Below are 13,811 nucleotides of genomic sequence, written 5' to 3'. Positions count from 1 at the left end.
TACAATGAGTGGTGTGACCTATATTACCCGCGATGGTGACTGTTTAGACAACATCTGTTGGCGCCACTATGGGCGCAGCAGTGACATGGTCGAAATGGTGCTAGAAGCCAATCATGGCTTGGCTGAGCTCGGGGCGATTTATGAAGAAAATATTGAAATATTTTTGCCTGAAGTGGTTGAGCAACCAATTGCGCAAAACGTAATTAACATCTGGGATTGAGGTATAAACGATGGACAGTGGCATGAAAGACATTCAACCCCAGTTTTCTATTAAAACCAACGGTAAAGAAGTCGCTAAAAGGCTGGTTGATCGTATCGTTGACGTAAGAGTGAGCTTAAAAACGGGGTTGATGAGCGATAGCTGCTATGTACGTTTTGATAACCTAGAGCCTGCACCGATTAAAGTGTCAAAACCAACGGATACCGTTGAAATTGCAATGGGTTACAAGGAAGGCAACGAAGATAAAACCGCTACCTTACAACCGCTTGGTATTTTTGAAGTAGGAGAAACCAGCTTGAGCGGTCCTCACCGTTCAATGGAACTGTTTGGCAATAAGCTGTTTTGGCACACGACTTTGAAAACACCCAAACAGCGTTCATGGCCGGAAGATCCTAAAAAGCCTAAAAAGCTGGGTGAGCTGGTGTCGGACATTGCTGGTGAGCATGGCTTAGACCCTCGCGTCGGCGATGTTTTTAAAAACATTGAGCTGCCCCATATTGAACAAAACGAGAGTGATGCTCAGCTTTTGAGTTCATTAGCCGAGCAGTTTGATGCTGTTTTGAAAATAGCCTACGACAAGCTGATCTTTATGGCGCGTGGCACAGGTAAGTCACTCTCTGGTAAGTCGTTAACGGAAGTTGAAGTCAGCAATTTTAAAATACTTGATTGGCATTATGAGCAAGGTGCGTATCGCCAAGTAGGTGAAGTCACGGCGTTTTATCATGATTTAGAAACGGCAACACGCATGCCAGTTAAAGAAGGTGGGGGCAGTCCCGCGCTGGTATTGCCCTATGTGTATGCTGATGAAGCAACCGCGAAGCGGGCCGCCAAAGCCAAACACAATCGTTTAAAGCGTGCGACCAAAACACTGGCTTTATCGATGATTGGCGATTCGAAAATTGTGGCAGGCGCGGTGATTAAGGTGGTTGATAAATCCACCACAGAAACAAACAAAGTCGAGCAAATTTTAGGTAAGTGGTATGTCTGTGAAGTTGAGCACCAAATTAATTATCAAGGCTTCCGCTCTCACTTAATCTGTGAGCAGCTCACTTAAACGCTAGATCCTATAAATAAAAACTTAAACTTACTATTCAATTAATTAATGCCCAGCTGGTGCAATACCATCTGGGCTTTTTTCATCTTCCTAAATCCTACCAACGATTCCTTTCTCCAACTAAGGCCATCCTATGTTTTCACATAGGCTCTGGCCTCCTTCCAAAACTCATTTCAACTCTTGTGCCACTTCTGCAATTTTCTGCCTAAGCCAAATATGACTCGCGTCACGGTGTAGCAGTGGACTCCAGATCATATCCAGTTCAAAAGGCGGGATAGGGAATGGTGGTTCCAAAATGGCCAACGTTGGGTCATCTTTGTAGATATTCGCAGCTTTTGACGGCAAAGTTGCTATCAAATTCTGCTCTTTTGCCAAATGTATTGCGACATGGTAGTTGCGTGTAAATGTGGCAATGTTTCTATGCTTACCAAAATGTGCCAAGGCTTCATCAACCCAACCCAGCTTTTGAACGTCAGCAGGGTCCATACCTACACCCACACCAAATCCTGTTTTACTCACCCAAATGTGTCGCGCTTTCAAATAGGCATCAAGGTTAAAGTTATCAATGATAGGGTTGTCTGATTTGATCAAACAGCAAAAGCTGTCTTTCCATATTTGTTTGTGGTGAAACGACTGCGGCAAATTTTCAAAGCGATTTATTGCCATATCCACTTTGCCATTTTCTACATCGTGAAAGGTCACGTCACTCGGGGTGAGAATATCTAAGGTCGTATCTGGTGCTTCTTCATGTAGTTTATTGAGTAATTTTGGGGCTAAAGTGCTTGCTGCATAATCACTGGCCATAATGCGAAATACGCGATTACTTTGGCTGGCAACAAACTCTCTATTCGGTGCTAAGGTCTCTTCTAGCGTCATCAAAATACCACGGATCACGGGCTGAAGTTCCAGAGCGCGTTCAGTTGGCACCATTCCTTCGCTGGTTCGCACCAAAATTGGATCGTTGAATAAGTTACGTAGCCTTTTCAAACCGTTACTCATCGCAGGTTGGGTGATACTTAACTGATTTGCAGCACGTGTTACGTTGCACTCGCGGAGCAAGGTATCTAGGTAAACCAACAGGTTTAAATCAATTTTGCTGATGTTCACGGTGTTCCTTTATTTTTTGTTGTTTAAAGCGCTGTTCTTGAGGGTATGGAAATACATGTTTTATAACCTTATTTTTTATATCCTCTTGTGCTTGCTGCCAGTAACTGGCATTCAATAGCTCTGGGTGCGCTTTTTCAAATATGGCTCTGAGTGTAGGGTTTGTGAGTACAAAAGTACACAGTTGTTCTGGAAATACATCTTGCGGTGCCGCTGAATATTCGTCTGCCCCAGAGTAGAGATCCGACAAATCCGTTTTCGGTAATGATCTAAAGTTCATATCGGTTAAATATTGAACTTCATCGTAGTCGTAAAATATCACGCGTTGATGTGCAGTTACACCAAAGTTTTTTAGTAGCATATCTCCTGGAAATATATTGGCTTGTAGCATTTCTTTGATTGCGTTGCCATAATCCCTTATGACATTTTCAGCTTGACGCTGATCCGCATTTTGTAAGAATAGATTGAGTGGGATCATGCGTCGCTCGATATATAAATGCTTGATAACGAGCATGTCTCCCTCATCTTGCATACTTCCTGCAATGGTCTGTTTTAGCTGGTCGTAAAGTTGTGGCTCTAATCTAGCTTTGGGGATGACGACATTTGAATATTCTATGGTATCTGCCATTCGGCCAACACGGTCGTGGTTTTTAACCAGTTGATAGCGGGCGAGTACGGTATCTCTACCAAATGGCTTACTCTCTGCAAAGGTGTCTTTAATTACTTTAAACACGTATGGAAAGTTTGGCAGTGTAAATACCATCATGACCATACCAGGGGTGCCCGGTGCAATCGAAAACTTGTCTTGACTATTACTTAAATGATGTAAGAACTCGCGATAAAACTCAGTTTTACCTTGTTTATGAAAACCAATAGCATTATAGAGTTCGGCAGGAGTTTTGTTTGGCATTAGCTGGTTGAGAAAGCGAACAAGTGCTGAAGGCGCGTGAGTTTCAACCATAAAGTAGGCACGTGCAAAGCCAAATATCACCCTCATCTGCGATGAATTTGTCAGTAATGCATCAATGTATAAACTACCGTTATTCTTGTGTAGAACAGAAATAATAAATGGTTGTATACCGCTGGTGGAGACCACTCGTCCAATAATGTAGGCACCTTTGTTTCTGTAAAATGGCGACTGTAATATATCGAAACGCATTTGGTGACTTTGATGGTGTGTATCTGGTGCTTGTCGAATGAAGGCTTTGGTAAGTAGTTTGATGTCTTTATCTAAATCATCAAAATTGCACTTAAAGTCCATTTGGTTGATGATTTTTTTAATCGTTGGTTTTAGGCCATCCACAACAGGGAAATAGCTTCGATACTCTGCCTCAACAGGTAGAGCAGGCGCATCTTTCAGCGTGGTTTCAACAAAAATAAAGTCGTTGTTAAAATATCGTCTGTGAAATAATCTGCAAAATACAGAATTGTAAAACGTTTCGGCGAGTTCGGCTTGAGGGTGAAAGCTGAGCAGGCTCAAGTATTCTTGTTTTACCTGATGCCAAAGTGGTTCTTGCAAGCTTTTGCAAGGAAGAGCCCGCTTTAGCTGAGTAATGGTTTCGTCTACGCGTTCATCATAATGGCTAATGCGAGATTTACTGATCTGCTGGGTTCTGGGCCAATCTTGCTGCGCAAAAGCATCACTAGCTTGCTTAGTAATTGACTGAAATAGATGATAATGCTTAGTAAACCCTGCGAGGATCAGTTCGGCTACTGAAAATGGTGACACCCTGCTCTCCAAGTCATCGGACCTGTTCCTAGGTTAACGGATTTTTATTTTGGTGTCACTTATTCGTAACGTCTAAGCTGTTTTTCTAGCGTAGAAATTTGTTTGTTTAAGGTGCGAGCTTGCTTGTAATAACGTTTATTGATGTCTTTAAGTTTGCGCTTGATGTCTTTGATCGTTTCTTTTCGCTCATTTTCAGTCATAGGGCGGCTCACGCGCATCTGCTGATCACGAGTGCTTTGATCTCGTTCGCGATTGAGTGTGGCAGCCTCATGTTTTTTTGCTCTTATTTCGTTCTTTAGATTTCGAACAATTTGTTTTCTTTCAATTCTGTTTAGCGATTTATATTGTTGAGGTTCCGTTGCTTCAGGTTCGGTTTCAGGCGTTGTTTTAGTGAGGATATGCTGAGTACCTCTTCCCCCGCACGGTACTTTACTGTAAAAGGTGCCGCGTTCAGTGACGCATTTGTAATAATTAACGATAACTTTTGCGTGAGTGGGGAAGTGAAATAACAACAAAAACAAGATAACGCCACGAACCATGTGATTTCCTTAATTTATAACTCCAGCTTCAAAAGATAGCCAAAGGTTAAAATTTGGCAAGCTATCTAGCGTCATCTTGGTTAGAAAATTTCTTCAGTACTTTGATACTATTGATCAAAAAAGGAATATCGAGCTTTTGATCAATGGCAAAGCCTTCAGCGCCAGAGACGTTTTTATAACTCCCATCTTGGCGAACTAATGTGATCCTATCTTTTCTAAACGCAACTAAAACACCTTGTGTATAGTTTACCCCTTCAATACCCGTACTGTGCTTTAGGTCTCGGCCTAACATGGCCGTTTGTGCAAGGTTAGGGCACTGCAAATGTTCCGCAACTAGCGTGTAAATAATGTCATGTGGTTGTTTGAAGCTTAATGTATCAGAGCTAGAAAACATGTTGCTATAAAACACACCATTGTAAATTACTTCACTACTTGATGGGGCAAGCGCAAGGGCAATCACTGGGCCTTTCAAAGCTGGAATTGTTGGTAGGCTTTGCGCATTAATGATATGTATCAATGCATCATCAGCAATAATATCTTGGTAAGCGTTAAACCCTTTAACACTGACAAGCGGCTGTGCTGAGCTCCAAGGTGGAACGGGTGATTGTGTCATGGCTGGGCGGTAAAAAGCGGGCAGGCCATAGATGAGGTTAAATATTGCATCTTCACGATTGGTTGGTTGCAATAGTTGTTTAACTTCAATCAGTGTTTGTTGCTCAGCAAAGCGCTTCAATTTATCACTGTCTTCAAACACTAAAATAGTTGCAGGCTCAACCTGTGCAACGGCGCATTGCTCAATGGGCTGTTGCAAAGAAAATTGTGTTTGCGCTTGAGCAACACGAATATCTGTTGCCTGTTCGTATTGTTTTATATCTAAAAGCTCGTGTCTGGCGAGTAAAGTTTTAGCTGTTGTAGGGTAAGATAAAGGCAGCACATTATCTTGTTTGGTGATATCGAAATAGGCGTTAGCATCGGCCCAGATATGGATGCTATGGCTTGTGGCAAAGCAGCCAACTAATACCGCTGTAGCGTATCGTGGAAATTTAAAATGCTTAAGTTCTTCAAGGTGCCGCCAAGCACGATTACCTGCAAGTAGCTCAAATACCAGCACAAGTGCAATAAAACCTGCGGCTATTAAAGATACGAGTACTGGGGAGCCGTTAAATTTAGCCCACAGCAAAGACACAATTTCCGGCAGAGATTGCATATTTAAGTGATAGCCCAGTTGAAAATATACAAATGCGTCCAAGCTGAGAATGCTGATCCCAAATGTTGCTATCACTGCTGCCATACCTCGTATGTGGCGAGGGTAGGGGAATACTAAACTAAGTGGAAATATCGTTAAAACGAAAGCACAGAAGGTAATAAAGCTGGTGTGGCTTAGCCAAGTTACAAGCATATAGAAGCCACCAAGCGCCGTAGCCGGCGCTTTGTCTGCAAATAAGTAGCTGGCGCTAATAAGCAATACCAAGCCAATGTTTGCGAAGGTAAACCAGTGACCCCAGCTTAGTAGTTGGCTGGCTTTTGACGAAAAAGGGCTTTGCGGAGTTAGGTTCATCCAGTTACTTTACCGATTGTACGAGCGCTTTTGCAAAGTTGTCAGCTACAGATTGTCTTTTCGCCTCAGGCACATGTTCTTTTAAAATATGCGTGATAGAATTTCCCAAACACATGAGGCTCAAATCAACTGGTGCCTGCTGGGCGGTAAGTACATTTATTAGCTGGTCAACAATTTGTTCAACTTGTTCATTGGAATATTTTGATTGGATAGGCATCAGTTGGTTCAATTTTAAAGAGTTATAATTTTTCTATTTTAACACTAGAGGCGTGAAAAACAAAGATGAGCATAGAGGTGAAAAAGCTTGTTGTACACTATGTAGACAAGCATGACGATGATACACAAATCCACCTACGCGAAGATGAAATGCAGATCAACGATAAGGTTGGTGTATTCATTGAGCAATTACATCACGCATACAATGGCAAGCCAGGCAAAGGGTTTTGTGCATTTAGTTCAGATAAGAACTCGCAAGTATCAGCGGCTATGCAGAGCTACCGCAATAATGAACTTGGTTTTTGGCATTTAACTCAACAAGCCACAGAAGTACTTAAAGAAGAGTTAAATAAGTACGCATTTAATGAAACGGGCTATTTGGTATTTTGTCATTATCAGTACGTGGCAACCGACTACATATTAATTGCGCTGATTAATATTAAAGAGCATTACTCAATTACTTCAGAACTAGACCTATCCGCGTCGCGTCATTTAGATATTTCGCGTATGCAACTCGCTGCTCGAGTGGATTTATCCGCGTGGGATACGCAGCCTGATGATGCTCGATATATTTCATTTATCAAAGGCCGTGCTGGGCGTAAAGTGGCTGACTTTTTCTTAGACTTTTTAGGCTGTGAAGAGGGGATTGATCCGAAGCAACAATCACAAGTGATGCTGAATGCGGTAGAAGATTACTTAAGTGAACAGCAGTTTGATAAAAAAGAGAAAGATGATCTAAGAAAAGAGGTTTTTGATTACTGTAATGATTGTGTTGCATCCGGTGAAGATGCCAACATCGAAACCCTTTCTGATACGTTGTCTAAATCGTCAGATGCGCCTTTTGAAGAATTTTACAAAGAGCAAGGCTATGACCTTGCTGAATCTTTTCCTGTCGATAAAAAGACCGTTAGTACCATGGTTAAGTTTTCAGGTCTTGGCGGTGGTGTCAGCGTGGGCTTTGAGCGTAAGCATTTAGGTGAAAGAGTCATTTATGATGCGCGCACGGATACCCTAACAATAAAAGGTGTACCGCCTAACCTGAAGGATCAATTGCAACGCTTTTATGAAGAAGAAAGCGAGTGACAAAAAATGCCGCACAGTTGATGCGGCATTTTTATTGGTTTACGCTCCGCCAGAAACGATAAATTCTGCGAGCTGAGTAGAAAGCTTATTTGCGAGCTTTTGCATGGCATTATTTTTAGCGGTTTGCGCGTAGGAAGAAGCCGCTTTTACTTTACTGTTAAAGTGCGCTTTTTCTAGGCCATTTTCTTTCACCACTAAATAGCTGTCGGCAATACTGTAAAAAGTACCGGCTTTAGCTATTTCTTGCCAGTTTACGCGAAATAACAGCTCAAAGTCTGCATTATCGGTGGAAATAGCGATACCATTGCTGGATAGGGCACTAGCCATAATGTCACGAATGTTTTCATGTTGGGCCGCGTCGGGCACAATGCTGAACGTTAAGCTATTCAGTACTGACTCGCTGTTATCTAATTGTTCAGCCACATTGCTGGGAGTTGACACTTTTGGGCTTTGCAGCATTTGTAGGTAATCATTTAGCTTGTCGCGTTTAATGGCCAATGTGCGTATTGAAATTGCACGTTTCAAACGCTGTGACTTATTTGATGAGCTCAGGTCTACCTGCATGATTTCGCCGTCGATACCACTAATACTCAGCTCTGTTTGCATAATCGCTTCGGTGCGATTAAACGACGCTAATGCGTAAGCGGTATTACCCTGTTGAAACTCGTCTTCAATTTTTACGCCTTGTAGGGTGATGTTAGGCACTTTGCTGTTGATCAACTCATCTACATGGTATTGCATCGATTTATTATCGGCAGTTTGCGCTACCGATGTATGCGCTGAAATTGTGACGTTCAATTGCTTAGCAAGGGCTAATCTTGCAGACTCTTGTGCCGCGAGCTGAGCATTTTGCATATCACCTACACTATCCGCAACGCCTACGCCATAAACCAGATAGTCTGAGCTTGGTAGGCTTATCACCCACGCGGGCTTTTCTGTGTTTGTTGGTTGTGTGGCCGTTGACTTACAGCCAGTGATTGCAACCGCGACTGCGAGTAATGCAACTGAAAGTTTTTTAGAAGCCATAACCTGAACGCTCTTGTAGTTTTTGGATCTTCTTCTGACCATTCCACACCTCTCGATTGGTCGTCATGTCAATTAAGCGCAAGTCTACTTGATAAAAAGTAACACGTGTTCCGCCTTGCTCATCAACAAATGAATTGATTGTGCCTGAAAGAGCGTAATCAGCTCCTTGCTCTTGCCCCATTTCATTTTGCGTTTCTAAACTTGAGTTCAACTCCTGATCTTTACGTTCATCACGGATCTCCTGTCTGATTTCTTTGTTTGCCACAAAGTCCGCTTGTCCTGAGCGCAAAATAGACCGTTTAAGGTCGTTCAAGAATGTGTCAACTGCAATGTGCTGGTGTGACTTATTACGAACAGATTGAATGATGATAGCAGGACGAGTGCCTTCTTTTTTCAAATGGTCGTTGACCCAAGGAAAGCTCAGCATGTCGCTTATCATGGCTTCTGCAACAAGCTGTGAGTCTTTCCCATTCCATTTATCTGACAATGCAATTTCTTGATTCGCATCGACGCGTTGCACTTTAGTTGTACTTTGACAGGCGCTTAATGCCACTGTTGATAGCACAGCAAGCGGAACGAGCTTAATTAATTTGCGATTGTATTTCATACCATTATTCCATATTCAAGATTGAGCTTGAGAGCGACGCGCGCTCACTCGTATTCGTATTATTTAAAAATGTACGTGTATGCCATAAGTTCATTGTCTCGGATATCGTAACCTCTTCTGATTTTTCAATGACTTGACCAGAGCGTAAGTAAGTTTTGACCGTTAAAGTATGCTTGCCACTTTTCACTGGCAGTTGTGCCATGCGGATCTGGGCTGGCAATGTTTGCCATTGGCGCGTATCTGCGGAAGCGGTTACAGCATTGACTACAGATGTAGTTAATTTTGCCAAACTTCCCAATAAGTTATTTTGCTCCAAGCCTGTTTTGTCTAATAGCTTTTTCGCAGAAAGCGCTTTCAGTATCTCTCGTGTTAGTGCGCTTTGAATTTCGCTATTTGCATGTTTTAGCGCATCTTGTAATGTCAGTAGGCTAATGGAGTGAAAAGGCTGTAACTGTGTTTTGCGTTTGCCATCTATCCATAGTTCACTTCTACTCACTTGATTATTGAGCGGCTCCAAGTAGGTTACCGAGATTCTAGCGCCATATTGTAGTGCATCAACAATACCCACCTTAACGGCTTCATCCCATAGCGGACCTAGCGGTAGTCGTTTTGTCAGTGCTCCCATTGCTACATCGCCAAAATCACCCAGCATGTAATTTTGGATCATATCGAAAATGCTGGTATCCGCGTGCAGCATTTGAAACCAGCGCATTTGAGCTTGTTTTTCACGATGTGAGCCAAATAGAACGGGTGTCATGACCAGTGCTTTTGCGTCGTTATCAGCGCGTAGCAGCAAGTTAAGTTGCTTCCTTTGTGGTGCAATACCGATGTTTTGCACCACAGTTAAATTGGCATTTATACTATCGTGGGTATGGGTTTGTTTCTGTAATGCACGTAACTCCCTCTCATACCCGCCCGATTTTTGCATTACACGCATTAGACCCGATTTAGCGCTTGCGATAGTTTGTTCGGGTAGTTTGTATTGTTTGGCGAAACCACTTTCATAGATATCCTTGGCGCGTTGATACTGAATGCGCGCAGAGTCAAGCTCATTACTTTGTTCAAAAAACACGGCACTGAGAAAGTGTGCAAAGCCATCATCTTTGTAATCGATGTTTTCTAAAAGGCCACTGGGCGCAAATATAGGCGTTAATATTTTATAAACTTGATTGGCAATTGGATCAGCGCTTTTTGGTTGGCTGTAACCACCTGTTTCAGTTTTGAGTGTACCCAAAAATACATCAAGTTGGCGCATCTCAACTAAGGCTGCATCGAGATGTTGTTGTGCTAAATTGGGCTTTAACTTGGCCAAGGCATTGTAGTTTAGAGCCTTAAGTACATGTATTTGCGGTAAATAGAAGGCTTTACCTTTATATGTTGAATAATTAGGTCCACTAAATTGTACCATTGCCAACTCCGAAATACTCTGTGTGTAAAAAGACTCAATAAGAATAAGCGCTTGATCTAAAGCCTCATTACTGTGTTGATAGTTTTTTTCCAGATGAAATAGACTTGCCATTTCAAGATGGTAGAGTAGACGTTCGTTGCCAGTTTTACTGTAATTTTGTGTAACGCGCTGTTTAGCCTGCGTAAAATTACCCTGCTGCGCTAATTGAGCAGGGGAAAGTTGTTGAAACTGGGTAATGTTGCATGCACTAAGTAAGCAAAGTTGAATAAAAACAACAATCAACATTAAGAATTTATTTGTGCTAGCACTCAATGAGGCATCCTTTGCTTGTTAGTGATAGGGTGTTCTATATTAGCCATATGACAAAGTTAAAGAAATAAAAAACACTTTAAAAGCAATAAAATGTTAAAAATCGTTTTTACAATTTATTACTGTTAGCCACAAAATTGTTTGCTAGATTACACCCTAAGAAATACTTCGGGCAAAAAGGAACGAAAATGAAACTTAAACCTCTGATCACGACACTAGTACTTGCAGGGATGTTATCAGCCTGTAGTTCAACAAAAGAAGACAGTGCGTCTAGTTCAAGTGTAAACATACCAGATTGGGTATTGAATCCGACAATTGAAAACGGTATTGCAGCGGCGGACTGTATCAAATACTCAGGTAACATTTCTGTAGATCAAAAAATGGCAGTGGCCAATGCGCGCTTGGCATTGGCACAGCAAATAGAAGTGCGTATTGAAGGGTTAGATAAGACCTTTGCGAATCGTACTGATGCGAATGATGCAACCACTGTTGGTAGCACATTTAGTTCGGTATCTAAACAGTTGACTAAACAAACACTCAATGGTTCACGTGTTGTTAAGGCGGATGTCGTTGAAATTGGCGGAAAAGATTATTTTTGCGCATTGACAACATTATCGCCTGAATTAACCAAAACGCTTTTTAAAGACTTGATCAAAGAAGCCAAACCAAGCATTAACCCAAAAGATGAGCAGTTCTTGTATCAAGAGTTTAAAGCATTTAAAGCTGAGCAAGACTTAGAAAAAGAAATTGCACGCTTAACTAACTAAGGATCTGCTAGTTAAGGATAAATTTAGTGGGGTAGGTATTTTTTGCTACCTCACTCGGCCTCTTGTTGCATATCGACTAGATAGGAGCACAGCATGAGTAAGCAGCTGATCGCATTAGTTATTACCTCTCAATTTATCACCAACGCCGCCGCCACAGAGCAAAATACGTTATTCCAAGAGCTAGATAAAGCCATGCTGCAATGGCAGGGGAATGATGATAAACAGCAAGACAAAGATGAATTTGAGCAATATAAACAACAGCACTTCAAAGAATACGAAGACTACGTAGCACAACATTTTGCCGAGTTTGACGCCTATCGTGATCAACTGATCATGCAGTGGGGTGAGGCGACAATGTCTGATAATGTGAAGTATGTCAGTTACAGTGAAGCAAACGATACGCGTTTAGAAGTAGATTTTGAGAACAATACGCTCAAAGTTGCCATTAAGCACTCATCATCAGATACACCTAGCCAAGAACAAGCCAAGCAGGTTTTTGATGCCTTTTTGAAATCAAATAGTGCACTGCTCGATGCTTTTTTTAAGGAGCAAGATGTGGGGGAGCAAAGAGAAGAACTGATTAAGCAAAGCGTACACAATGTAGATTTAAGCCGCAAAGTACAAGCTTTGGTAGATGCTAAGCGACAAATCAAACAGCAAACGCTACAACAGCAGCATCTTATAGAACGCCAGCTGGATGAGTCTTTGTCGCAGGAAAGCTCGTCAGACGATGTAGTAACAGCAAATCAGCAACTTGCTCACAAGAATGCGGAATTAAAACAGCTAGAAACTGAGCGCTTGAAGAAGTTAAAAAGCAGTATCAAAAAGCTTGCTGGTCAGTCTCAAAATGGGCAGAAGGTCAGTGAATTTGTTATCAATTTACCAAAGAATACGTTAAGGCCCGCGCGTGCACAGGTTTATAAAACGGATGTCGCAAAACAGAGTCAACGTTTTGATATTGAGCCAAGTTTGATTTTTTCCGTGATGCACACAGAAAGCCATTTTAACCCTTTGGCTAAATCAGCTATTCCTGCGTTTGGTCTGATGCAAATTGTACCAACCAGTGCTGGTGTCGATGTTAACCGTTTTTTGTTTAAAGTAGACGAGCCTATGTCTAGTCCATATCTTTATGTGGCCGAAAATAATATAGAAGCGGGCGCGGCCTATCTTCATATTTTAGATAAACGGTATTTGCGCCACATTAATGATCCTTTGAGCCGTAAATACTGCATGATCGCCGCTTATAACACGGGAGCAGGGAATGTTGCGAGGGTGTTTAACAGTGATGGTTCTCGCAATATTAAAAAAGCCAGTCGCATTATTAACTCATTGACGCCAGAACGTGTTCGAGAGGCATTGGAAGCAGGGTTGCCTTACGATGAGACTAAGCATTATTTGAAACGTGTATTAGAGCGTGAGTCTCTTTATCAAGAAATTTAGTCATAAGCCATAGCTTAGTATCGGTCAGCAACCATACTTAATCATTTTGGGTGATTAAGCCTAGCGGCAGTGGCGTTAAAAGTTTGTCATTTAGATACAACTTCTAACGAAATTTTTGTTTTTTACCGACACGGTTTTTTTGTCTTAAATAGACCGCGTCGCAAAGCAAATAAATGTTATTTAATTTGAGAACAAACATAATAAAAAAGGCCGCAACGCGGCCTTTTTTATTTAGTCAGAGTTCACTCTGCATGACTTGCTTCGCTCATAGGCTCAGCTGTTGCCATTGACATGGTTGATGCCATTGCTGAGCTTGCTCGCCCTACAGGTGCCTTTGAACCGGCAGATAGTCCTGAGTTTGCTACAACTTCACGCGCTTCATGAGGCATCGCTGACGGTGTAATGACTTCAGTGACTTCGTCAACACTGCTTGCTTTGGTCATCGGCGAGCTTGATGTTTGTGTAAAACGCACTCTAGGTGCATGTGCTCTGCCGTTAACATTTGCCTGTTTTTTAACTTCAACAGCCGGTTCTTCAGCAACTGGCGCTTCAGGTTGTGCTGCTATTTCTACAGCCGGTTCTTCAGCAACTGGCGCTTCAGGTTGTGCTGCTACTTCAACAGCCGGTTCTTCAGCAACTGGCGCTTCAGGTTGTGCTGCCACTTCAACAGCCGGTTCTTCAGCAACTGGCGCTTCAGGTTGTGCTGCTATTTCTACAGCCGGTTCTTCAGCAACTGGCGCTTCAGGTTGTG

General features: G+C 42.2%; 13 protein-coding genes and 1 pseudogene. 5 read left to right on the top strand and 9 right to left on the bottom strand.

Annotated elements, in window-relative coordinates; translation table 11 throughout:
• Positions 1-4: 4 nt before the first annotated feature.
• Positions 5-220, top strand: a complete 216-nt coding sequence (locus tag ACW689_RS15190; protein WP_476292799.1) for a tail protein X — start codon at positions 5-7, stop codon at positions 218-220.
• Between the two features lie 10 nt (positions 221-230).
• Entirely contained in the window at positions 231-1,274 is a 1,044-nt protein-coding gene (locus ACW689_RS15185; RefSeq protein ID WP_476292798.1) for a phage late control D family protein, read from the top strand.
• 168 nt (positions 1,275-1,442) lie between these two features.
• On the opposite strand, the gene ACW689_RS15180 is transcribed toward ACW689_RS15185, so the two are convergent.
• From ACW689_RS15180 to ACW689_RS15160, 5 genes are all read right to left on the bottom strand, one after another.
• Positions 1,443-2,381, bottom strand: coding sequence for a LysR family transcriptional regulator (locus tag ACW689_RS15180; RefSeq protein WP_476292797.1), 939 nt, complete (start codon positions 2,379-2,381; stop codon positions 1,443-1,445).
• Positions 2,362-4,107, bottom strand: coding sequence for a bifunctional isocitrate dehydrogenase kinase/phosphatase (aceK, locus tag ACW689_RS15175; RefSeq protein ID WP_476292796.1), 1,746 nt, complete (start codon positions 4,105-4,107; stop codon positions 2,362-2,364). Before aceK ends, ACW689_RS15180 begins: the two co-directional genes overlap by 20 nt.
• Before the next feature lie 59 nt (positions 4,108-4,166).
• On the bottom strand, positions 4,167-4,646 hold the full coding sequence (locus tag ACW689_RS15170) for a DUF4124 domain-containing protein (protein ID WP_476292795.1): 480 nt from the start codon (positions 4,644-4,646) through the stop codon (positions 4,167-4,169).
• A 61-nt stretch (positions 4,647-4,707) separates the two neighbouring features.
• Positions 4,708-6,204 (bottom strand): DUF3413 domain-containing protein, encoded by a 1,497-nt coding sequence (locus ACW689_RS15165; RefSeq protein ID WP_476292794.1) that lies wholly within the window; start codon positions 6,202-6,204, stop codon positions 4,708-4,710.
• Between the two features lie 4 nt (positions 6,205-6,208).
• Positions 6,209-6,421, bottom strand: a complete 213-nt coding sequence (locus tag ACW689_RS15160; RefSeq protein WP_476292793.1) for a YejL family protein — start codon at positions 6,419-6,421, stop codon at positions 6,209-6,211.
• 65 nt (positions 6,422-6,486) lie between these two features.
• On the opposite strand from ACW689_RS15160, the gene yejK reads away from it, so the two are divergent.
• Positions 6,487-7,503, top strand: coding sequence for a nucleoid-associated protein YejK (gene yejK, locus ACW689_RS15155; RefSeq protein WP_476292792.1), 1,017 nt, complete (start codon positions 6,487-6,489; stop codon positions 7,501-7,503).
• A gap of 39 nt (positions 7,504-7,542) precedes the next feature.
• On the opposite strand, the gene ACW689_RS15150 is transcribed toward yejK, so the two are convergent.
• The 3 genes from ACW689_RS15150 to ACW689_RS15140 are packed head-to-tail and all read right to left on the bottom strand — an operon-like array spanning position 7,543 to position 10,856.
• Positions 7,543-8,529: a hypothetical protein gene (locus tag ACW689_RS15150; RefSeq protein WP_476292791.1), complete on the bottom strand. Its 987-nt coding sequence runs from the start codon at positions 8,527-8,529 to the stop codon at positions 7,543-7,545.
• Positions 8,519-9,136 (bottom strand): penicillin-binding protein activator LpoB, encoded by a 618-nt coding sequence (locus tag ACW689_RS15145; RefSeq protein ID WP_476292790.1) that lies wholly within the window; start codon positions 9,134-9,136, stop codon positions 8,519-8,521. Before ACW689_RS15145 ends, ACW689_RS15150 begins: the two co-directional genes overlap by 11 nt.
• Positions 9,137-9,140: 4 nt before the next feature.
• Positions 9,141-10,856, bottom strand: a complete 1,716-nt coding sequence (locus ACW689_RS15140) for a COG3014 family protein (RefSeq protein ID WP_476292789.1) — start codon at positions 10,854-10,856, stop codon at positions 9,141-9,143.
• Between the two features lie 185 nt (positions 10,857-11,041).
• Here ACW689_RS15140 and ACW689_RS15135 point away from each other — a divergent pair, with 185 nt between their 5' ends.
• Both ACW689_RS15135 and ACW689_RS15130 read left to right on the top strand, forming a co-directional pair.
• The gene (locus ACW689_RS15135) at positions 11,042-11,620 is read left to right on the top strand and encodes a hypothetical protein (RefSeq protein ID WP_476292788.1); all 579 of its coding nucleotides are present in this window, start codon (positions 11,042-11,044) and stop codon (positions 11,618-11,620) included.
• A gap of 93 nt (positions 11,621-11,713) precedes the next feature.
• A complete protein-coding gene (locus ACW689_RS15130) occupies positions 11,714-13,060 on the top strand; it encodes a transglycosylase SLT domain-containing protein (protein WP_476292787.1) in 1,347 nt (448 codons plus the stop codon).
• A gap of 242 nt (positions 13,061-13,302) precedes the next feature.
• Here ACW689_RS15130 and ACW689_RS15125 read toward each other — a convergent pair.
• A pseudogene (locus tag ACW689_RS15125) lies at positions 13,303-13,811 on the bottom strand (hypothetical protein); the annotation flags it as partial.

Source organism: Pseudoalteromonas sp. ABE4_541 (genome assembly GCF_056312285.1).
This window is presented reverse-complemented; position numbering and strand designations above follow the sequence as displayed.